Consider the following 21,896-nt stretch of genomic DNA (forward strand, 5'->3'; position numbering starts at 1 on the left):
CTTAGCTCTGCCTGGCTTCGATCTCCCGCATCAGGGTGGTCAGCTCGCGGGCGCGCCCCACCATGGCCGGGTCGACCATCCGGCCGTCCGGCAGCACGATCACACCGCCGTCGGCCACTCCGGCCTTCTCGACCGCGGTCAGCAGGGCCTCGGCTTCGGCCAGCTGTACGGCGGTCGGCGTGAAGCACTCGACAATCGTCGCCAGCTGCCGCGGGTGGATCGCCGTACGCCCGACGAAACCAAGCGCACGGCCCTCCAGACTCGTCTGCCGCAGTCCGTCCAGATCGTTGACATGCGGATACACCGACATCATCGGTGCACCCAGCCCGGCGGCCCGGGACGCCGACACCAGCCGGCCGCGCGCCCACGCCAGCCCTGGCGGCCCGTCCACACCGAGGGAGCTGGCCAGGTCGGCCTCCCCCAGCGCGATCGCCACCACGCGGGGATCCGCGGTCGCGATCTCGAACGCCTTCTCCAGTCCCAGCGGCGACTCGATGACCGCCGTGATCCTTGCCGACGGCACCTGTTCCAGGACGGCGTGAACGTCCGCCGCGCTCTCCACCTTCGGCAACCGGATCCGGATCCGCGGCACCGCGGCCACCGCGGCCAGGTCGTCCTCGATCCACGGCGTACCGGGTGCGTTCACGCGGACTTCCACCGGTCCCGCGGCGTTGGCGGCGATCCACGCCACCGCCCAGCCGCGCGCGTCCGCCTTGTCGTCGACCGGGACCGCGTCCTCCAGATCGAACACGACCACATCGGGGCCGGCGGCAACTGCTTTCGCGAACCGATCCGGCCGGTTGGCCGGGACATACAAAGCGGTGAGCACTTAGACCACGCCGGCTTCGCGCAGGGCCGCGAGTTGCTCGGGGGTGACGCCGATCTCCGCGAGCACCTCGTCGGTGTTCGCGCCGTGCGGCCGTCCGGCCCACCGGATCGATCCCGGCGACTCCGACAACCGGAACAACACGTTCTGCATCTGCACCGGTCCCCCCAACTCCTCGTCGTCCACGGCGACGATGGTCTGCAGCGCGGCGTACTGCGGATCGGTCATGATCCCGCGGATGTCGTGCACCGGCCCGACCGCGGCCTCCGCCTTCTCGAACGCTGTCATCACGTCGTCCAGCGACCGCTCCGCGATCCACGACCCGACTGCGTCGTCCAGTACGTCGGCATGCTCGGCCCGCTCCCGGCCGGTCCGGAACCACGGCTCCTCGACCAGTTCCGGCCGTCCCACCAGAGCCATCACCCGCTCGGCGATGCTCTGCGAGCTGGTCGACACCGCGACCCAGCGACCGTCCGCGGTCCGGTAGACGTTGCGCGGGGCGTTGTTCGACGACCGGTTCCCCAGCCGCGGCTGGACGTACCCGGTCTGCTGGTACGCCGTGATGCCGCCGCCGAGCATCATCAGGATCGGTTCGATGATCGCCATGTCGATCACCTGGCCCTGGCCGGACCGATCACGCTCGCGCAGCGCGACCATCACGCCGTACGCCGTCGCGAGCGCGGTGATCCCGTCAGCCAGCCCGAACGGCGGCAGCGTCGGCGGACCATCCGGCTCACCGGTGACGGCGGCGAACCCACTCATCGCCTCGGCCAGCGACCCGAACCCGGGCCGGCTTGACCACGGCCCGACCTGACCGAAGGCCGTGACCCGGGCGATCACCAGCCGAGGGTTGACCGAGAGCAGCACGTCGGGACCGAGGCCCCAGCGCTCGAGCGTCCCGGGCCGGAAGTTCTCCACCAGCACGTCCTGCGAGCGGATCAGGTCCAGGAAGACGTCGCGACCGCGGGACAGGTCGAGCGTCGCGAGCCGCTTGTTCCGGCCGAGCGTCTTGAACCACAGCCCGACACCGTCCTTCGAGGCGCCGTGTGTCCGGGCCGCGTCGGGCCGGGCCGGGTGCTCGATCTTGGTGACATCGGCCCCGAAATCGGCCAGGAACGTCGCCGCCAGCGGTCCGGCGAACAGCGTCGCCGCCTCCAGCACCTTCACACCGTCGAGTGGAGCAGTCCTCATCCCGCACACCTGAAACCGATGGTCTCGGAACGGTCGAGACCACCACCGGTCAGCACCAGCTTGAAGCTCACCTCGGGTTCCTTCGGCCCACCGTCGGAGTACCAGTCGGAGCCCTCGGCAACATAGTGCGAGCCGCCCTTGAGGATGCAGAACCGGCTGCGCCCGTCCCGGTGCTCGCTCTCGGTCAGGTTCCACACCAATGGCTCGGCCCGGCGGAACCCGTCCAGCCCGGCCGCGACCTGCCACTCGTCCTCGGTCGGCAACCGCCCGCCGCGCCAGGCCGCATAGGCCCGCGCGTCCGGCAGGTCGACGTACGTCACCGGCTGGTCCTCGGTCCCGGCAACGGGAGCGCCGTCCACCCAGTGCTTCAGGAAACGGTTCGCGATCCGGGGCCGGTAGCCGGTCGCCGTGATGAACTCGGCGAACTCGGCGTTCGTCACCTCGGCGACCGCGACGGAGATGCCTGGCAGGGTCACCTCGCGCCGGACCGTCTGGATGTCGTGCAGCCGTGGCGGCAGCGGCTTCCACTCCTCCACGTACGGCGCCTGGTCGTACAGCCCGGTCTCGCGCCGCCGGTGCCGGACCGTCAACGCCTGCTCCCCCGCCGGTACGACGACCACCGGGCCGAGCTCGGCGTCACCGGACACCGCCGGCACCTCGACCCGTCGAGCCGGTGACATCGGGAACGCGGAGTCCTTCAGGTGCGGACGCGGCAGCGTGCCCAGCCGCCGAGCCGTGGCCCGGCAACTAGGTCCGGCGGTGGCGCCGACCCGGACGATCCCGGTCACTCCACGCCCCGGAACGACCAGGTGGACCCCGTCGTCGTCGGCGGTGATCGGTACGCCTGACGTCACGTCGTACCAGTCGCCGACCTGGTCCTCCGAGCGCAGCACGATGCCCTCGAAGTCCTCCTCGTCGCGGTTGATCAGCGTCCAGAAGGTGATGTCGGCCAGATCCCAGCGCGAACCGTAGACGCCGTGCTCCCGCGCCTTGTCCGGGACCTCCGGCGTCAACTGGATCCAGTCGCCGTTGATCAGCACCGGCGCGAAGGCACGTTGGGCGGCGACCATCCGGCGCAGCGTCGCCCGGTCCCGCGCGTTCCAGCCGACCCACGCGGAGAAGACCGACTCCCAGACGAGCATGCCGACGCCGTTCACCCAGGCGGACTGCAACTCGTCGCTGTGGTCGCGGTTCCAGCGGCGGGTGTGATGCATCATGTGCCGGCGCTCGAACAGGTGTGCCCGCAGGACGCCGGGCGCCTTGGTGTCGGCGAACCACTGCGCCCAGGACAGCGCGTGGTCCCCGATCCTTGCCATCGGCAACCGTGACTCGCCCTCGAGGGCGATGGCCGGATTCGCCCTGCGCAGCGCGCGGGTGAGGGCCGGGTCACCCTCCTTCAGCGTGTCCAGGAAGACACCGTCGACGGCGTAGTCGATGACGAGGGCGGCGAACTCCTCCGCGTCCGAGCGCGCGGCCCGGCGGGTGCCGACGTCCCAGGGGTTGTAGTCGAAGAACACCTTCAGCCCGAGCCGGTGCAGGTCGTCGATCAACTCCCGCAGCTTCGGTACGTCGCGATAGAAGTCGAACTGGTTGCGCGAGTCGATGCCGATCACCGGATAGGCATGCCACAGCACGACCGCGTCGTACCCGCCGAAGTCGTCGACACCGTGCTGGACGAACTTGTCCGGCGTGAACCGCCCGGTCTCGACGTCGTAGAGCTGGTCGTCCCAGAGCCAGACGAGCGCCACCGAGTACGCCGTCTGGGTCCATTCGCGACCGGGGACCTCGTAGTGGGTGCCGTCGTACGGCGTCCGGTCGTACGCGCCGATCAACCACTCGGCGAGCTTGCCGCGCCACCGCGGCAGGTCGGCCGGGTCCTCCGGCGCGCCAAGGACCTTGGCGTCGTCGAGGAAGGCCAGGTCGGCCCGGAGCCCCAGATCGACCCTGGCGGGCAGGTCGATGGGCCGCGGCTCGAGCGGATTCACAGGTACACCTCCGCATAACGCGCGTCGATTGCATCCCCGTGAGGCACCGAGGGAATCGCCCCCGCGGCCTGAACACTCAATGAAGCAGCAACGTTAGCGCGTCGGACAGCATTCGTCAGGTCGCTTGGCGTGATCGGGTCGGTAGCTGACACGGCAGACAATGTTGCCGCCAGCACACCGCAGAACGTGTCGCCCGCCGCCGTGGTGTCGACCACGTCCACCGGTACCCCCGGAACTGCGATCTCATCCTCACCGCGGGTCAGGATCACCGCGCCCGCGCCGCCGAGCGTGACGACCGCGGCCGGCACCCGTTTGAGCAGCGCGGACCGGTCGGAACCGCCGATCATCTCCGCCTCGGTCTCGTTGACCACCAGCAGGTCGACATCGGCGAGCAGCTCGTCGGACAGCTCGGCCGCCGGGGCGGCGTTGAGGATGAAGTACGAGCTCGTCGCGGCCGCCTCCTGGACAGTCGCGAACGGGATCTCCAATTGGGAAAGAACGATTTTCGCTCGGCCCACAACCCGGGCGGCGTCCTCGGACAGGGTCAACTCGCCGTTCGCGCCCGGAGCGACCACGATCGAGTTCTCCCCGGAGTCGTCGACCGTGATGATCGCCGTACCGGTCGGAGTGGTGCTCGACGTGACCAGGGAGAGGTCCACGCCGGAGTCGGACAGCGCGTCGCGGAGGAGATCACCGGCGTCGTCCACGCCCAGTGAGGCAACGAACGCAGTACGTGCGCCTGCCCGGGCCGACGCGACCGCCTGGTTCGCTCCCTTGCCACCGGGGCCGCGGGTCATCTCCCCCGAGAGCACTGTCTCGCCGGGGCGCGGGATGCGCTGGACCGGAAGCACCAGATCCACGTTCGCGCTACCGACAATGACCACTTCCGGGACGACATCAGGCTCCACGCCGTGCCACCTCCACAGTCCTCGCTGCCAGCTCGTCGATCGCGATCTGGTTCATTCCCGGCAGGCTCGTGGCCACCCGGTTGTCCAGTGGTGTAGACCACTCTGCCGGAACCCCGCGTACTGCGCCAAACACCGCACCGACCGTGGCTCCGGCCGAGTCGGTGTCCCACCCGCCCATCACCGAACGACCGACCGCGGTGGCGAAGTCGGGGGCCGTCAGCGCGTACGCCGTGAGGGCGGTGTTGTTCACCGCGTGCACCCAGTGCAGGTCGCCGTACTCCGCATGTAGAGCGTCGAGCGCTTCGTCCAACTCGACATCGGCGAGGGCCAATCCGAAGCGGACAGCTTGTGCGATTGCGCCGTCGGCGGCGACGACCTCGAGCCCGGCGACGGCCACTTCGTGCGGGTCGTCCAGGACCAGCGCCGCTGCTGACATTGCAGCGACCCAGAGGGCTCCGTCGACACCAGCTCCGGTGTGACTCAGCCGTGCGTCGACCAGCGCGAGCCGGGCTGCCGCCGTACGGTCGCCGGGATGCGCCCAGCCGTACGCGTCAGTGCGGATCTGCGCACCGATCCACTCGCGGAACGGGTTGCCGACCACAGCCGCCCGGGCCGGCTCGACCCCCTCGAGAAGGTTGCGGTAGGCAACACGCTCGGCGGTGAACACGCGGCCGGCCGGCAGGTCGTTCAACCACGCCTGCGCGACGTCCTCCGTGGTCAGCGCCGAGCCGTGCCGCTCCAGCAACTGCAGGGCCAGGATGGCGAAGTTGAGGTCGTCGTCCTCGGGCATCCCGTTGATGACCTCGCGCAGGCTGGTCGGCTTCGACCGCCGGTTCCACGGCCACCGCTCCTGCACCTCGTCCGGTACGCCGATCGCGGTGATGTACTGCGTGAGCGGCCACTGGCCCGACGTCTCGAGGATCTCCCGGATGCCCTCGCGCGGGATCTTCTCCACCGGCTTCCCGAGCAGGTTCCCGGCGGCCCGGCCCAACCACGCGTTCAGCGTCCGCTGCTCGATGTCATCCGAGCGCTTGAGCACCGGGACGTCCGGGATGGCCGGTTCCTGCCATGCGGTCGCCCGCCGGTCCAGTTCGTCCATCAGCTCGCGGGCCAGCGACCGCAGCTCCGGCGAGGCCGGCTCGTCCGTGGCACCCGAGGCCGGGGCGTCCGTCGTACCGCCGGCTGCCAGCCAGCGCGCTTCGACGTCGGCGACGTCCACACCTTCGGAACGGGATTGAATCAGTTGATGCGGCAGCAGATCTTCCGGCTGCACCCAGGTCAGTCTCATCCGGGTCCTTCCTTCCCTTGTTGCAGCAGGCGAAACGCGTCCCTGGAACGTCGTGACACAACCGCCTGATACTCCGTCACATGTCCACCCGCCGCAGCTTCCTCACCGCGACCGGCGCCGCCGCCGCTCTCGCCCTCACCGGCAACCTTCCTGGGATCGATCCAGTAGGAATACCGCATCGCACCGACAACCGGCCGATGTTCACCTTGGGCGTCGCCTCCGGCGATCCGATGCCGGACGCCGTGGTGATCTGGACCCGCCTCGCACCGGGCCCGCTGGAGCCGTTCGGCGGGATGGACGACCGCACGGTGAACGTCGACTGGGAGGTCGCCGAGGACGAGACGTTCCGCAGAGTGGTACGACGCGGCACGGCCCATGCCCGGCCGGAGTACGCGCACACCGTGCACGTCGACGTCCGCGGTCTGCGCCCGTGGCGGCACTACTTCTACCGCTTCCGCGCCAAGGGTCAGATCAGTCCGGTCGGACGTACTCGTACCGCGCCCGCACCGACCGACCAGCCCGCGGTGACGATGGCGGTCGCGTCGTGCCAAGCCTTCTACGACGGCTACTACACGGCGTACCAGGACGTCGTCCAACGGGACCACGACGTGGTGCTGTTCCTCGGCGACTACATCTACGAGGTCGGCGTCGGTCCGACGGCCGGCGTCCGCAACCAGACCGTGCCGGTCGACTTCGCCGGTGAGATCTTCACGCTGGACGAGTACCGCGCCCGGTACGCATTGCACCGCACCGACCCCGATCTGCAGGCTGCGCACGCGACCGCGCCGTGGGTGGTGACACTGGACGACCACGAGGTCGAGGGGAACTGGGCCGATTACATCTCCGAGGACGGCCTGCCGCACGACGAGTTCCTGGTACGACGTGCCAACGGCTTCCGGGCGTACTGGGAACACATGCCGCTGCGCCTCGACCAGTCCGCCGACGGACCGTCCATCCGCCTGCACCGGCATCTCCGCTACGGCCGGACCGCCGACCTGAGCGTGCTGGACACACGGCAGTTCCGAGACGATCAGACCGGCACCGGTGGTTGGCTGCCTCCGGACGAGGTTTCGGTTGATCCGTCGAGGACGATCACCGGCGCCGAGCAGGAACGTTGGCTGCTCGACACGCTCGGCCGCTCCCCCAGCCGGTGGAACGTGGTCGCCCAGCAGGTCGCGATGGCCCAGCTCGACCGCAAGACCGGTCCGGAGCTCGAGCTGCCGATGGACACCTGGAACGGGTACGCCGCCTCTCGCGACCGGGTGCTGTCCGGTGTCCGGGATCGTGGGGTGCGCAACTTCGTCGTACTGACCGGAGACCTGCATCGCAGCGTCGCCTCCGATCTGCGGGTCGACTTCGCCGACCCTTCGACGCCGGCCGTCGGCACCGAGTTCGTCACCACGTCGATCTCGTCCGGCAAGGACGGTGTCGACGCGGACGCCACCGGTCGTGCACTGCTCGCCGAGAACCCGCACGTCAAGTTCCAGAACGTCCAGCGCGGCTACCTCAGCTGCCGCCTCGACCACACCCGGTGGACGTCGGAGTTCCGCATCGTCGACCGCGTCACCACTCCCGGCGGTACGGCGTCCACCCGAGCCACCCTGGTCGTCGAGGACGGCCGTCCCGGTACCCACCTGGCCTGAACGGAATCGACCATGAATCGCGCCGCCCTGCTCGCCGTCCCGCTCGCCCTGCTCGTCCCCTCGCTGGCAGTTGCTCATAGCAACAAGATCGAGATCAGCGCCACCCCGCAACCGGTCGAGGTGGTGCCGCTGCCGTGCTTCCCGTCCGGCAAGCTCACCCTCGGCATGACCAACACCGGCCGGAAGGCGACCGTCGCCGACATGCGCATCAGCGGCGACCCGGAACTGGCCCTGTCCCGGCATCAGTTCTCCAGCTACCTGCCCGTCGACCAACTGGTGAAGGCACCGCTCGAAGTCACGGTCCCTCGCGGCACCGCGCCGGCGACGTACAGCGTCGAGCTGCAGGTCGGACGCGAGCAGCTCACCGCGCCGGTCACGATCTTGCTCGCGCCGCCGAAGGGGCCGGGCGACAACCTGCTGCTCGGTGAGCAGGCCGTCGCCTCGTCCACGCACGGCAACATGCGGCTCTGCGGCGGTGTCGACGGCAACGCCGACTCCGAGCAGTGGGGCGCCAGCGGCTGGCACGACGCCACCAAAGGCGTCTTCCCGGACACGTACGGCGTCGACTTCATCGAACCCACGACGGTCGGCCGGGTCGAACTCCAGACCCTCGACTCCACCCGCTACCCCGCGGCCGTGATGGGCATCCGCGACTTCGACGTCCAGATCCGCGCCGACTCCGGCACCAGCGGCTCCGGCTCCGGCTCCGGCTCCGAGTGGACCACGGTCAGCGAAGTCCGCGGCAACACACAAGGACACGTGTCTGTCTCGTTCACACCGGTGACAAGCAATGCAGTGCGACTTGTCATACAAGACTCCAACGATCACGGGTACTCCCGCATCGTCGAACTCACGGCGTACAGCAACTGACATTCAGACCAGTGCGTCCAGCGCGGCCGACCGCCGGGCCCACCGCTCGGCGTCAGCCGCACGGATGTCCTCCGCCACCGACGCCATCACGCGCCCCGGCAGCTCCAGGTTGGTCTTGCTCGCCTCGGCGATGTCCGCCGCCCAGTCCGCCGGTACGCCGCCCAGACCGTTGAGCGCACCGGTGATCGCACCGGCCATCGACGCGATCGAGTCCGCGTCCCGGCCGTAGTTGGTCCCGCCGAGGACGGCACGTCGTACGTCGCCACCGGACACCAGGACGAACCCGAGCGCGACCGGAAGCTCCTCGATCGACTTGGTCCGGCTCGGCCGGCGGGCGTCGAGCGACTGGTCGCGGTAGTCCGGCCCGACCAGGTCGAACGGCTCGATCGCCTTCCGCAGCAACGGGATCGCCTGTTCCCAGTCGATGATCCCGTCCGCCGCGTCGGCCACCGCCTCGACGGCCCTCCGAGTGCCGTCCTTGGCCAGCGCCAGTGCCGCCTCCACCGCCGAGGCAGCCGTTGCCCCCGGCACCATCGCGGCGGCGACGGCGGCCGCGAACACGCCGGCCGCCTCCCGCCCGTAACTCGACTGATGGGCACCGGCGACGTCGATCGCCTCGGCGTAGGCACCGTCGGGGTCGCCCGCGTTGGCGATCCCGACCGGCGCCATGTACATCGCCGCACCGCAGTTGACGATGTTGCCGACGCCGGCCTCGCGCGGATCGACATGCCCGTAGTGCAACCGGGTGACCAGCCACTTCTCGGCCAGGAACACCCGGTGCAGCAGCAGCGCCTCGGTCTCCAGCTCGGGCACCCAGCGGCGCCCGTTCAGCATCTTCGGCACCAGCAGATCCGCGATCGCGTACGCGTCCAGGTGGGCCCGGCGCTCGTCGTACACCTCGACCAGTGCGTGCGTCATCAAGGTGTCGTCGGTGATGTGCCCGTCGCCCTTGTGGTACGGCGCGATCGGCCGGGCGGTGCGCCAGTCGTCGTACCAGGGACCGACGATGCCGGTCACCCAGCCGCCGTGCCGCTCCCGGATCGCCTCCGGGGTCCAGCCCTCGACGGCACCGCCGATCGCGTCACCGACCGCGGAGCCGACGAGGACACCGGTTGCCTTCTCCTCCAGTGCTGTGCTGCTTCTTTCCGGCATCAGCTGTTGACCTGACCCCATCCGTCACTCAGTTTCTTGCCCAGCGTCTCCAGATCGGTCTTGTTCGCCAGGTACTCCTGCAGCGCCGGCGTCGCGATCTGGTCCTTCCACTTCGGGTAGTTCTCCACACTCTGGAACGGCGCCTTGGTCAGCTCGCCGGCACCGGCCAGCGTCTGCTCCCAGCCGTTCTTGCCGCCCGTCGACTTCAGGATCGCGTCCCGGGCCGCCTGGGTGGTCGGGATCAGCCAGTCACCCTGCCCGACCGCGGCCAAGTTCTCGGCCTTCATGAAGTAGTCGATGAACTGCGCGGACTGCTTGATGTGCTTGCCCTCGGCCGGTACCGACAGAGTCTGCGGGTTCGCGGCCTGCTTGGAGCTGGAGCCCTTCAGCGGCGGCAGCACCTCCCACTGGAAGCCCTTCGGCGCCTGCTCGACCATCTGCTGGGCGGCGTAGTTGCCGCCGGCGATCATCGCGTACTTGCCGGCGAAGAAGCCGGGCAGGACGTCGGAACCGCTCTGGGTCAGCGAGGTCGGCTCGATCGACTTGTCGGTGTAGGCCATCGCGTGGATCCGCTTCGGCACCTCGAGCTCGGGGTCGCCGATCTTCGCCTTGGCGTCCCGGCCGGTGCCCTCGAAGAACTGCGCGTCGAAGTTCATGCCCAGGTTCAGCACGGTCGCGGTCGGGCTCTTCAGACCCCAGCCCAGGCCGAACTTGCCACCGGCGGTGAGCTTCTTCGCATCCGCCTGCAGCTGATCCCAGCTCAGCGAGTCACCGGTCGTGGCGATCCCGGCCTGCTTGAGCAGCGCGGAGTTGCCGAACACGACGTACGACTGCAGCAGCGTCGGCGCCGCCCACACCTTGCCGTCACTGGAGACCGAGTCCCACACCCCCTGCGGTACGGCGTCCTTGGTCTCCTGACTCAGGTACGGCGACAGGTCGGCGAGGTAGCCCTGGTTCGCGAAGCCGGTGATGTCGGCGGACTCGTCGTGGATGATGTCCGGCGCCGTACCACCCTGGAACTGGGTGACCAGCTGGTCGTGCACCGAGTCCCAGCTGCCCTGGACGTACTCGACCTGGATGTTGGGATTGGCCGCGTTCCAGTCCGCGACGATCTTCTTGGTGGCGGCGACGGTCGTCTTCTGGAAGGCGAGGCTCTGGAACTTCAGCGTCACCTTCTCGTTCGACGATCCGGAGTCACCGGAGCTGTCGTCGCTGTTGCCCCCGCACGCCGCGAGCGTCACCAGGGCGCTTGCCGCGAGCAACGCGGTCATGACCTTCTTCATCACATCTCCTAACCTTTGACTGCGCCGCTCAACAGGCCGGACGTCAGCCGGCGCTGCAGGAAGGCGAAGAACACGAGACTGGGGACCGTCGCCAGCACCGAGGCGGCGGCGAGCGGACCGAACTGAACCTGACCTTCCGCACCGACGAAGCGGGCGAGCACGAGAGGCAAGGTCTTGAGCTCCGGGTCCTGCAACAGGACCAGAGCGAAGAAGAACTCGTTCCACGCCGAGATGAAGGTGAACATCGCGGTCGCGATCAGACCGGGCCGCAGCAGCGGCATCACGATCGACACGATGGTCCGCAGCCGCCCCGCCCCGTCCACCGACGCGGCCTCCTCCAGCTCCCGCGGTACGGCGGCCACGTAGCCCTGCAGCATCCACAGCGCGAACGGCATCGACCAGACCATGTAGACGATCACCACACCGGGGATCGTGTTGGTCAGGTGCAACGGCCGCAGGATCATGAACAGCGGGATCACGATCAGGATCACCGGGAACACCTGGCTGACCAGGATCCAGCCGTTGGTGACCGGCCGCAGCCGGCTGCGGAACCGGGCCAGCGCGTAGGCCACCGGCAGCGACACGACCAGCACCAGGATCGTGCTCGCGATCGAGATCTGCAGGCTGTTCATCAGGCCGCGGACCAGACCCTGCTCGCTCAACGCGTCGCTGTAGTTGGTGAAGTCGACGTCCTTCGGCAGCAGGCTCGGCGTGATACTGGCGAACTCCCGCGGCGACTTCAGCGAACTGGACAGCAGCCACAGCAGCGGGAAGGCGAGGAACACCAGGTAGCAGACGACGGCGACGTACTGCAGCGCGCGGGCGACCGGACGGGTTCTCATGCCTCGCTCCTCAGCCGGTTCCGCAGGTAGAAGGCGAGGAACACGATGATGATCACGACCATCACGTCACCCATCGCGGCGGCCATCCCGAAGTTCCCGTACCGGAACGCCTCGTTGTAGGCGAACAGCATCGGCAGCATCGTCTTGCCGCCCGGACCGCCGGCGGTGAGTACGTAGACCAGGCCGAACGAGTTGAAGTTCCAGATCATGTCCAGGCTGGTGATCGCCACGATGACGGTCTTCAGTTGCGGCAGCGTAATGTTCCAGAACTGGCTCCACGCGCTCGCACCGTCCACCGCGGCCGCCTCGTACAGCGACCGGTCGATCCCTTGCATCCCGGCCAGCAGGGTCACCGTGGTCATCGGCATGCCGACCCAGATGCCGACCACGATCACTGCCGGCAACGCCGTACTGAAGTCGCCCAGGAAGTTGATCGGCTGGTCGGTCAGGTTCAGCCTCAGCAGGACCTCGTTGACGGGGCCGTTGGTCGGGTGCAGGAGCAGCCGCCACATGATCGCGACCACCACCGGCGGCATCGCCCACGGGATCAGCGCCAGGGTCCGGGCGACGCCGCGGAACTTGATGTTCGTGTTGAGCAGGAGTGCCAGGCCGAGGGCGGCGACGAACTGCAGGATCGTGACCGACAAGGTCCAGATCACACCGATCCGGAACGACGACCAGAACAGGTCGTTCTGCAGCAGCTTCGAGAAGTTGTCGAAGCCGACGAAGTTCGTGTCGACGTTCAGCCCCGCGCGGGCGTCGGTGAAACCGAGTGCGATACCGCGGATCAGCGGATAGACGCTGAGCAACAGCACCGGCAGCAGCGCGGGCAGAAACAGAAAGATCGCTTCCCGATTCTGCTTCGGCCGGCCGACCGGCGCCTTCTGCTCGGGCGGCGCCGTGAGGGTCGCGGTCATGGGGCCTCCCGGCGCCGGAGGCGTGGATTCGACACCGTCATGGGGTGGACCTCCGCACGCTCAGAGTCGGCTGTACGACGATCCGCCGTGGGGTGCGGGTGGAGTCCTCGATCCTTGCCAACAGCAACTCCGCGGCCCGCCGCCCTCGCTCGGCCGACCCGAGATTCACACTCGTCAACGGCGGGAAGCTCTGCTCGGCCAACTCACTGTCGTCCATCCCGACCACCGCGACGTCCTTCGGCACCTCGAGGCCGTAGGCAGCGAGCTCATGCATCACACCGACGGCCAGCAGATCGTTCGCGCAGATCACCGCATTGGGACGACTCCTCTTGAACAGCTTCTTCCCGGCCTCCCGCCCGGCGGCGAAGGTGAAGTCGGCGGCCTCGATCTCGCCCGCCGACCGCAGCTTGAACTCCTTCATCGCATCCGCGAAGCCCTTGGCGCGCGCCGTGCCAGGCACCGTGTCCGCAGGTCCGTTGACGAAAGCGATCTGCCGGCGCCCCTTGGCCGTGAGGTGTTCGACGGCCAGCAGGATGCCCTTCGGGGAGTTCGCGCGGACGGTGTCGACGCCTGCCTTGGCGGGGACGTTACCGGCGACGACCACCGGGACCTCGCACTCGCGGATCGACTTGACCAGGTCGTCGTCGACACGCAGCGGGCTGATCACCAGACCGTCGGCGTACCCTCGCGCCATCCCCCGAACCAGCGCGACCTCGTCCACCACGTCCGGCCCGGTCGTCGTCACCACCAGGCGGTAGCCGGCCGCCGAGACGACCTCCTCGACCGCCCGCATCATCGTCACGTACACCGGGTTGCCGACGTCCGCGACCGCCAGCGTGAGCTGGAACGTCCGGCCGACCTTGAGCGACCGGGCCCGCGAATCCGGCACGTACCCGAGCTCCTCGACCGCCCGTTGCACCCGCTCGACCATCTCCTCGGTGGCGGGCAGACCGTTCAGCACGCGTGACACCGACGCCACCGAGACCCCGGCCGCCCGGGCCACTCCAGCGATCGTCGGACGGCTCACGCCCGCCTCCTGTAATCGTTCTTGTAATCGTTTACAGGTCAGACATTAAGTCGCCCCTCATGCGGTCGTCAACACCGGGCCGGTGGCGACCACGTCCTGAAACCCGACCGTTACCGGGGCACGCGAAGGCCTGCCGCGGCATCCGTTCCGATCACGGGTGCCGCGGCAGGTCGCCGTACTTGTCTAGTCCCGATAGAGGAGCCACGCGTCGGCCATGCGCTGTGACTGGCCGGGCGTGAACTCGGTGTAGCAGGAGTCGAACGAGTAGTCCATGTAGTTGTGGATCGGGTCGTCGCCGGGTGCCTTACAAGTGTCCTTGCCTGCCGGGCATCCAGATGTTGGTGTCTTCTCCGCCGGGGTGTCGTCGACGAAGTCGCCGTGCGCGCTGCACCCGCGGTAGAAGGTGTGCTCGAGGTTGAGCCAGTGGCCGACCTCGTGCGTGCCCGTCTCACCCTGGTCGTAGCGGCCGGCGTACGTGGTCGACGTACCCAGCATGGACTCCCAGTCGACGACCACACCGTCGAGATAGGCCTGCCCCGGCTTCGTCACGATGTCGGGCAGGTACGCCCAGCCGAGGTATGCACCCGCGGTCGTCGAGTAGTAGTTCAGTGCTCCCGGTCCACCCGTGTGCAGTGCCTTCTTCATGCTGTGCTCGTTGGTACCACCGGGGTTGGCGTAGAACCACGCGGCGTTGTCGGTCCGGGTCACCCCGGCCAGCCGGAAGCTGAAGCCGGTGTTGTCGCCGCCTTCGCCGCCCGCGAACGTGGTGTTGAGCACGGTGATCTGCGCGTTGATCTGGGCCGTCGTGACCGCGCCGATCGTCCCGTCGGTGACCACATGGAAGTACACCGGCACGGTGGTCCTGAACCCGCTTCCGGCCTTCCCCTTCGCCGCGGCCGGCATGTCCTGGTGAACCTGTCCGAGATCCGGCTCCCGCACCGGTCCACCTCTGGCGAGAGTGCCCGCGTCCACCGCGGCGCACGGCTCGACCCACTCGTTACCCGGCGAGATCGCCTGACTCTGCGCCGCGGTCGTTCCCGAACACAGCAGCAGCACGACAGCGCCGACTCCGAACCACTTCTTCCACCGCATAACGCCTCACCCCTCCGGCGAGGCTAGGTCCTCGCCTTATCCGAGGTAAGCACTCGGGCGCCTTCGGTGGAAGGGTTCACTCGTCCTGCTCGTCGGTGCCGGGGCGCTCGGCCCAGGGGGTTTCCTTGGCCGGGCGGACGACGATGAGTTTGTCGCCGGCGGCAAGGACCGAGACGCTGGAGTCGTAGTAGCGGTGGACCCTGCCGTCGCGGACGACGGACACCACCCGGTCCGGCACGGCCGACGGAGGCTTGCCTACCTCGCGGCCGAGGACGGGGCGTTCTGCCACTTCGAGGCCCTCGCCGTACGTGAGCAGGTCCTCCATCACCTCGCCGAGGTTCGGGCTGACCGCCGACAGGCCGAGCAGCCGGCCGACCGCCTCGGACGACGTCACGACCGCGTCGGCGCCGCTCTGCCGGAGGATTGGCACGTTGTCCTCCTCGCGAACCGCGACCACGACGTGTGCGTCCGGGTTAAGCTGCCGGACCGCCAGTGTGACGAGCACCGCCGAGTCGTCCCGGTCTGTCGTGACGAGCACCTCGCGCGCCGTCATCACCTCCGCGCGACGCAGCACGGTCCGGTTCGTCGCGTCGCCGTGGAACGCGGCGATCTGATCGTTGCCCGCGTCACCGACCGCCGTGGCGCGCGGGTCGATCACCACGATGGTCTCGCGCTTCACTCCGTTGCTGATCAGCGTCTGGACGGCCGACCGGCCCTTGGTGCCGTAGCCGATGACGACGGTGTGGTCCTTCATGCGTTTCCTCCATCGCGTGTCGCGCATGACGCGGCGTCCCTCGGCGGCCAGGACTTGCAGTGTCGTGCCAACCAAGACCACCAGGAACGCGATCCGCAGTGGCGTGACGATGAAGGCGTTCACCAGCCGGGCGGCCGGCGTCACCGGCGTGATGTCGCCGTACCCGGTTGTGGTGAGCGTAACCGTCGCGTAGTAGATGCTGTCGATCAGGTCGACGCGACCGTCGTGATTGTCGTTGTAGCCGTCACGGTCGACCAGCACGATCAGCACCATCAGGGCCAGCAGCCCCAGCGCGATCAGAAAGCGGCTGAACAGCTGAAAGAGCGGAGAGCGCGGGCTCGCGGGCAGGCTGACCAGCAGACCGTGTGGATTGCGACCGGAGGGAAGGGGTGGCACGAGACTGACGATATTGCACCGGGGGCCGATCCACCGCATGCGACAGGCTCTGGTCGGACAGGGCCACCGTCACCATCAGGTTGTCGCCGTCCTGGACCACCCTGGACCGCATCCGCAGCCGCTCGAGCGTGCGGAGCATCGCGTGGTTCTCCGGCTGCACGACACAGACGGCCCGATCGGCGCCCAGCCCCCGTGCCTCGACGACCACCCGGCGCAGCAGCTGCAGTCCCAGGCCCTGGCCTTGCCAGCCGTCCTCGACCAGTACGGCGACCTCCATCGTCGTACTGCCGAACTCCTCCCACGGCGCTGCGGTCGCCATCCCGATGACACCGTCACCAACAGCGGCCACGATCGAGATCCCGCCGGCCGGAGCGGCCAGGTGGCGTGCGGTCCGGGTGGTCAGCTTCGGCATCGGCACGTGGTAGCGCCGGGTGCGGCTCTCGTACGAGCACCGCTCGTGCATGGCGACGACGGCCTCGGCGTCCTCGACAGTCGCTTGGCGCAGCTCCGGTACGCCGCTACCCGGGCGCGGACCCTCCATCACGGTCCCCTGATACCGCTCGGCCAGCCGGCCGGCGATCTCCACGAGTACGTCGGCCCGAGCCCATTCGGCCGGGGTGTACTCCTCGAAGCCCTGCAGGTTGCCCAGCTCCTCGTCGACGGACACCGGGTCGTCGATCAGCCGCAGTACGGCGCGCAGGTAGCGGGTCGGCGCGTCACTCAGCACGTCGGCCTGACACGGGCGGACCGTCGTCCGGGCGCAGCCGGCCTCGGCGACCAGAGCGGTCAGGTCGTCGGCGGTCCAGCCGACACTGGTGGAGACCACCAGCTCGTCGACGGCGCCGGTCTCGGCGGTGAACACTTCCAGGCTCAGGATGTTGATGTCGTCCGCACCACACCGTGCAGCGAGTTCGGCCAGGGCACCGGGCCGGTCGGCGAGTTCGGTCCTGATCTTCCAGAGCATGCGGACGCCCTCCCTCGTGGAAACGTCCTTCCACTGTGCGTTCCGCCTGTTGCCCCGCCGGGTCCGGAATGTTACGCCCGCGTCAAGTTCAGCGCTTGCGCATCTTCGGGAGGCGCGGGCCGATCTTCGGCTTCCGGGCGGCCAGCACGACCGCCGGCTCGCGCTTGTCCAGGTCGGCGTGCCGGAGCAGCTCCGGGTAGGCGTTCTGCGGCACCGACGGATACGTCGTCACGATCGCGTCGCCGCTGAAGACGAAGAAGATCGCCTGGCCGTCCCGGATCACCTTGAGCAAAGACCCGTCGCGGACAGTGAGCGCGTGCTCGATCGCCTTCTTCCGGGCGGACCGTTTCGCGAGCGCGGCCTGGACCGCCTGCTGAGCGGGTTCTCGGCCGTGCTTGATCGCCTCGACGGCGAGCGGCCCGTACCGCACCCCGTACTTGACCAGATTCTTGGCCAACTTGCCACTCCCGCCACCAGCACTTGCCATACAAGTGAGCGTACCGACCGCAGCGGCCATACCATTGAGCGCGTGGCCACCCCCAATCCGCGCCGTCCGATCATGCCCGGCAACAAGCTGTTCGAGTCGCTGCCCGGCGCTGCCGACCCGGCGGCCGTCACCGAGGTCGCGCACCGGACCGCCGAGCTGCTGGTCCGCGGTGTCCGCTCCTCGGAGGACACCGAGGTGCACGCGCGGGTGGTGAAGCTGGCCGACGACTACGGCCTCGACGAGCTCGCGGAGCTCTGGTCCGACGCGCCGGCCGACTCGCTGCCGGGCTCGCTCTGGCGGCTCTACCTGCTGCGGTCGTGGGTGCACACGAACGCGGAGGCGGTCTCCCGCGAGTTCGCGGCCGGACGCAAGTACGCCGAGGTGCACGCGGTGGTCGCGGGTGTCGCCGAACCGCCCGGACCGACCGAGGTGCGCGACATGGTGGACGCCGTACTGCGGGGCGTCGCGACGGGAGATTTCGCCACCACCCTGGACCGGGCGGCGGCGTTCGCGCGGATCGTCGCGACCGGTCGGGCGCACCTGGCCGACGACGGTCACGACCAGGTGCTGTCGGCCTCGAAACTGGTCGAGATGGCGGATCAGTTGCAGACCGCGGCCCGGGCCGAACGCGCCGGACAACTCTGGTAGTTGCGTACCAACACGTAGGATGCTATGGCGTCTTGAGGCCCGAGATCCCAACAGGACAAGGGGTTTTGGCACCGGTTACACTGTTCGAGGTGTCGGGCCGGTGCAAGCCCCGGGTCCCAAATTAAGCCGCTACGAGCGGCCACGCGCCGTGAGGCGCTTCCCGGTCCGACGCCACCTAACTTCCCAGCTGAATCGCAGCTTCACCACAGCGCTCGAAGCTTTCTCACCAGCTTCGAGCGCTGTCGCGTGAACTTCCTTCGTGAGGTTTCTAGCGGATTTTGTAGAAACGGTTGAGGGTCTGGGTGACGCTCTTGCCGTTGGAGTCGGTGAGTTCGGTCTTGAGGGTGACGAAGTCGGTTGCCTTGGTGTTGTCGGCGAGGGCGACGACCTTGGTGCCCAGGTTGACGACCGGGACCTGGGTCCAGGTCGCGCCGTCGTCGTACGACGTCCAGACGCGAGCCTTCGTGAAGCGGCCCGCCTTGTACCAGTGGCCGGACTCGGCGGTGATGGTGATCGGGAAGACTCGCACCCGCGGCGCTCGGTCGTTGAGGTCGACGGGGAGGTCGTAGTCCGGGAAGAGAAGCGGCAGCGGCTTGCCCGCGTCGGCCGCGGAGCCCTTCCACTTCCACCGGGTCTCGGCCGTCGTCGGCGACTCCCACTTGTAGTCGCCACGCTGCCAGCGGATCAGGTCGTACACGAGCTCGAAGTTCGTCGCCGCGGCCGGCACGTCCCAGTAGCCCTGTCCGTAGAACCCGTACTCCCCCAGCGACACCCCATCGGCGAGCAGCTCGGTCCCGCCCAGATCCAGGAACCCGCCCCGCGAGAAGTGCCCCGGCTCGGTGTCCGACCAGGTCGGGAAGTTGCTCCAGATCGAGTTACCGTCACGCGCGGCCGGCACGTACTTCTGTCCGGTTGTCTGGTCGGTAACCATGCCTGGCCGCAGCCCAGCCTTCCACCAGCTCTCGGTGTGCCGGCTTCCAGCCTGGTACGACGTGGCCGTTGACGTCATCAACGTCGCGAACGGCCAGCTCATCGTGTCCGAGTGCCCGACCATCTGCGACACCTTGGTGTCCTGATCGGCCGTCACCAGATGCTGCACCCGCGCCGGTGCCGCCACAGCTCCCCGGTCCCCCGTCGGGATCAGGTTGATACTCCACGGCCGCCACACATCGACGTACTCGGAATAGGTGTAGTCCTTGCCCGGCGTGTAGTACGTCGCGTCGATCGTGGCCAGCTCTCGATCGCTGACCCGGTGCTCCGGCTTGCCCTTGATCTGCTGCTCGTGCGTGAAAGCCAGGCTGTAGAGGTACGGCGACTTGGCGCCCGCTGGTGATGCGTACTGCCAGCCCTCGACCACCTCGAAGGTGCCCCGGCGAGCCTTCGGCGTCGTACCGAGGTAGATCGACTTGATCTGCTTGCCGTAGCTGCGGCTCGAGGCGAGGATCCAGTTGTCGATCACCCGGCCGTAGGTCAGGCTGCCGCCTTTGCGCTCGGAGGGCCGCTGAGTGGTCACCTTCGCTTCAGCTGCTGTGCGGGCGTCGTATGTGATGGTGGTGTTCGCGGTCAGCGTGATCTCGGGGTCGCCGAGGAAGGCGTACGACTCGACCATCCCGTCCGCGCCCTCGGTCGCGATGTTCGCGGCCAGGGAGTACGTGCCCGCGCGCAGGTGCAGCGTGCGGTCCGCGCCCTCGAACCCGATCCGCTGCGCGGCGATGCTGTCGGTGTCGAACACGTCCAGCGCGGTGATCGAGGAGGCCGGCTGCCCGTTGCGGTCGATGAGTTTGAAGGTGACGTCGACGTACTGCGGTTCGAGGTAGAAGCCGAGCGGGGTGACGACCGTCCGGCCGTCGTTGCCAGTAGCAACCACCCGCGCGCTGATCGCGCCGTACAGACCGCGGTCGAGCGAGGCCGACGGGTCGACGGTCACCGGGAGCTCGGCGGTCCCACCAGCGGGGACGGTCAACGAGCCGGCGCCGAAGCTGATCAGCGACGCGGGCAGCGGCTTCCCGTTGTTGCCGCGGGCGTCGACGGCGAACGTCAGCGTCACCGGCTGTGTCCCGCTGTTGTGATAGGCAAGCTGCTTTGTGATCTTGTCTGACAATGTGTGTGGCCAGGCAAACGTACCGAGGTCCGTCGTCCCCGGACCTGTCACCTGCTGGGTGACCGCCTGCGCGACATCGAGTTCACCGGCGCCCTGCTCGTAGATCGCGACCGTGCTGGCCGAGCGCACCGAGTTCTGCAGAGCTGCCTTCAACTGCTGGCCGGTCCAGTCGGGGCGCTGCTGCTTCAGGATCGCCGCCGCGCCGGCCACGTGCGGCGTCGCCATCGACGTCCCGTTCATGTCCGTGTACGCCGAATCGCCCCGCCCACCGGCCCGAGCCGCGGTGATGTCCACACCCGGGGCCGCGATGTCGGGCTTGACCGCATGGTTGCCCATCACCGGTCCCCGGCTGGAGAAGTCCGCGGTGGCCTGGGTGAGATCGGTCGCCGCGACCGTCAGCGCCGACGCGGCACAACCCGGGCTGGTAATGGTCTCGGCCGGCCCATAGAGATTGCCAGCAGCAACGACAACCAGGACGCCCGACGCTGCGCTGATGCGGTCGACGGCGGCGGCCATCGGGTCGGTGCAGTCGACGGGTTCCGACGTACCGATGCTCATGCTGATCACGTCAGCACCCTCGGCGACAGCCCACTCCATCCCGGCGATGATCCAGGACAGCTCACCACTGCCGTAGTCGTTCAGGACCTTGCCCGAGAGCAGTTGCGCCCCCGGAGCGACACCCTTGTTCTTGCCGTTGGAGGCGACACCGCGACCGGCAACCGTCGACGAAGTGTGCGTCCCGTGGCCGTCGTGGTCAGTGACGTCCGGGCTGTCGGTGAAGTTCTGCTGGGCCTTGACCGCGCCGACCAGGTCCGGGTGCTCCGCGTCGACACCGGAGTCGAGGACGGCGACCGTCGTACCGCTGCCGTCGTACCCGGCCTGCCAGGCCTTCGGGGCGCCGACATACGGCACGCTCTGGTCGAGGGTCTTCCGTACCTTCGCGTCGAGCCACAGCTTCTGCACGTCGCGACCGGTCGACAGGGTCTGCCAGGTGTCGCGTGCACGCGCCTTGTCGGTCCGCAGCGCGGCGGCACCGACAGACGACAGCGTCCGCGTGCGGGTGGACCCGGCAGGGACAGCCTGCTGAGCCGCACGAGTAGTGGGCTTGTAGGTGGCGATGACCGGGATCTGGCTCGTTGACGCGTCGTCGTACCCCTGCCGGATCAGTCCGCTCACGTTGAAGAGCGCTTGGTCCACTTTGCCGTTGTTGACGAGCTTGGCCGCGCTGTCCGGTACGACGTACAAGTCCTTGCCGACCGTACGAGTCTCATACCCGGCCTGAGCCGGGTCGGCGGGGATGAAGCGAATGTTGCTCCGCCCGGTGCCGGCCGGGGAGACCTGGACTTTGTCACCGGTGAGCAGGGTGACGACCTTCTCTGTGTCGACCTGCACCGGCAGCGTCGGCCGAGCAGCTGGGGCGGGTTCAGGTGGATTGGCTGAGGCGGGGATGGCGGCGACGGCTAGCAGGGCGGTGACGCCGGCGCCGGCCAAGGTTTTGCGCGCGAGTGAGCGGAAAAACATG

The 21,896-nt window shown here is 68.5% G+C and carries 18 protein-coding genes; 3 read left to right on the forward strand and 15 right to left on the reverse strand.

From position 1 onward, the window contains the following. Position 1: 1 nt before the first annotated feature. Genes ACGFIF_RS36935 through ACGFIF_RS36955 form a run of 5 tightly spaced genes read right to left on the reverse strand, consistent with a single transcriptional unit; the run spans position 2 to position 6,198 of the window. On the reverse strand, positions 2-829 hold the full coding sequence (locus tag ACGFIF_RS36935; protein WP_393161073.1) for an HpcH/HpaI aldolase/citrate lyase family protein: 828 nt from the start codon (positions 827-829) through the stop codon (positions 2-4). Next, positions 830-2,017, reverse strand: a complete 1,188-nt coding sequence (locus ACGFIF_RS36940) for a CaiB/BaiF CoA transferase family protein (RefSeq protein WP_393161075.1) — start codon at positions 2,015-2,017, stop codon at positions 830-832. After that, the gene (locus tag ACGFIF_RS36945) at positions 2,014-4,002 is read right to left on the reverse strand and encodes an SUMF1/EgtB/PvdO family nonheme iron enzyme (protein ID WP_393161077.1); all 1,989 of its coding nucleotides are present in this window, start codon (positions 4,000-4,002) and stop codon (positions 2,014-2,016) included. The genes ACGFIF_RS36940 and ACGFIF_RS36945 overlap by 4 nt, the downstream gene beginning before the upstream one ends. After that, entirely contained in the window at positions 3,999-4,910 is a 912-nt protein-coding gene (locus tag ACGFIF_RS36950; protein WP_393161079.1) for a ribokinase, read from the reverse strand. The genes ACGFIF_RS36945 and ACGFIF_RS36950 overlap by 4 nt, the downstream gene beginning before the upstream one ends. Beyond that, a complete protein-coding gene (locus ACGFIF_RS36955) occupies positions 4,900-6,198 on the reverse strand; it encodes an ADP-ribosylglycohydrolase family protein (protein ID WP_393161081.1) in 1,299 nt (432 codons plus the stop codon). Before ACGFIF_RS36955 ends, ACGFIF_RS36950 begins: the two co-directional genes overlap by 11 nt. An 80-nt stretch (positions 6,199-6,278) precedes the next feature. On the opposite strand from ACGFIF_RS36955, the gene ACGFIF_RS36960 reads away from it, so the two are divergent. Further along, the gene (locus ACGFIF_RS36960) at positions 6,279-7,841 is read left to right on the forward strand and encodes an alkaline phosphatase D family protein (protein WP_393161083.1); all 1,563 of its coding nucleotides are present in this window, start codon (positions 6,279-6,281) and stop codon (positions 7,839-7,841) included. A 12-nt stretch (positions 7,842-7,853) separates the two neighbouring features. After that, positions 7,854-8,711, forward strand: a complete 858-nt coding sequence (locus tag ACGFIF_RS36965; RefSeq protein ID WP_393161085.1) for a hypothetical protein — start codon at positions 7,854-7,856, stop codon at positions 8,709-8,711. A gap of 3 nt (positions 8,712-8,714) precedes the next feature. Here ACGFIF_RS36965 and ACGFIF_RS36970 read toward each other — a convergent pair whose 3' ends face one another. From ACGFIF_RS36970 to ACGFIF_RS37010, 9 genes are all read right to left on the reverse strand, one after another. Next, entirely contained in the window at positions 8,715-9,863 is a 1,149-nt protein-coding gene (locus ACGFIF_RS36970) for an ADP-ribosylglycohydrolase family protein (RefSeq protein WP_393161087.1), read from the reverse strand. Beyond that, positions 9,863-11,146 (reverse strand): ABC transporter substrate-binding protein, encoded by a 1,284-nt coding sequence (locus ACGFIF_RS36975; RefSeq protein ID WP_393161089.1) that lies wholly within the window; start codon positions 11,144-11,146, stop codon positions 9,863-9,865. Before ACGFIF_RS36975 ends, ACGFIF_RS36970 begins: the two co-directional genes overlap by 1 nt. An 8-nt stretch (positions 11,147-11,154) precedes the next feature. Then, positions 11,155-11,988, reverse strand: coding sequence for a carbohydrate ABC transporter permease (locus ACGFIF_RS36980; protein ID WP_393161091.1), 834 nt, complete (start codon positions 11,986-11,988; stop codon positions 11,155-11,157). Next, positions 11,985-12,905, reverse strand: coding sequence for a carbohydrate ABC transporter permease (locus tag ACGFIF_RS36985; RefSeq protein WP_393161093.1), 921 nt, complete (start codon positions 12,903-12,905; stop codon positions 11,985-11,987). The genes ACGFIF_RS36980 and ACGFIF_RS36985 overlap by 4 nt, the downstream gene beginning before the upstream one ends. 37 nt (positions 12,906-12,942) lie before the next feature. Continuing rightward, on the reverse strand, positions 12,943-13,932 hold the full coding sequence (locus ACGFIF_RS36990; RefSeq protein ID WP_393161096.1) for a LacI family DNA-binding transcriptional regulator: 990 nt from the start codon (positions 13,930-13,932) through the stop codon (positions 12,943-12,945). A gap of 183 nt (positions 13,933-14,115) precedes the next feature. After that, positions 14,116-15,024, reverse strand: a complete 909-nt coding sequence (locus ACGFIF_RS36995) for a zinc metalloprotease (protein WP_393161098.1) — start codon at positions 15,022-15,024, stop codon at positions 14,116-14,118. A 76-nt stretch (positions 15,025-15,100) separates the two neighbouring features. Continuing rightward, a complete protein-coding gene (locus tag ACGFIF_RS37000; RefSeq protein ID WP_393161100.1) occupies positions 15,101-16,051 on the reverse strand; it encodes a potassium channel family protein in 951 nt (316 codons plus the stop codon). Continuing rightward, entirely contained in the window at positions 16,023-17,138 is a 1,116-nt protein-coding gene (locus tag ACGFIF_RS37005) for a GNAT family N-acetyltransferase (protein ID WP_393161102.1), read from the reverse strand. Before ACGFIF_RS37005 ends, ACGFIF_RS37000 begins: the two co-directional genes overlap by 29 nt. Positions 17,139-17,226: 88 nt before the next feature. Further along, positions 17,227-17,625 (reverse strand): hypothetical protein, encoded by a 399-nt coding sequence (locus ACGFIF_RS37010; protein ID WP_393161104.1) that lies wholly within the window; start codon positions 17,623-17,625, stop codon positions 17,227-17,229. Positions 17,626-17,667: 42 nt separating this feature from the next. On the opposite strand from ACGFIF_RS37010, the gene ACGFIF_RS37015 reads away from it, so the two are divergent. Beyond that, entirely contained in the window at positions 17,668-18,273 is a 606-nt protein-coding gene (locus tag ACGFIF_RS37015) for a hypothetical protein (protein WP_393161106.1), read from the forward strand. A gap of 268 nt (positions 18,274-18,541) precedes the next feature. On the opposite strand, the gene ACGFIF_RS37020 is transcribed toward ACGFIF_RS37015, so the two are convergent. Then, positions 18,542-21,895 carry a S8 family serine peptidase gene (locus ACGFIF_RS37020; protein ID WP_393161108.1) on the reverse strand — a complete coding sequence of 1,118 codons (3,354 nt, stop codon included), beginning with the start codon at positions 21,893-21,895 and terminating at the stop codon, positions 18,542-18,544. Position 21,896: the final 1 nt, after the last annotated feature.

This window comes from Kribbella sp. NPDC049174, assembly GCF_043197365.1.
In the GTDB taxonomy this organism is placed as follows: domain Bacteria; phylum Actinomycetota; class Actinomycetes; order Propionibacteriales; family Kribbellaceae; genus Kribbella.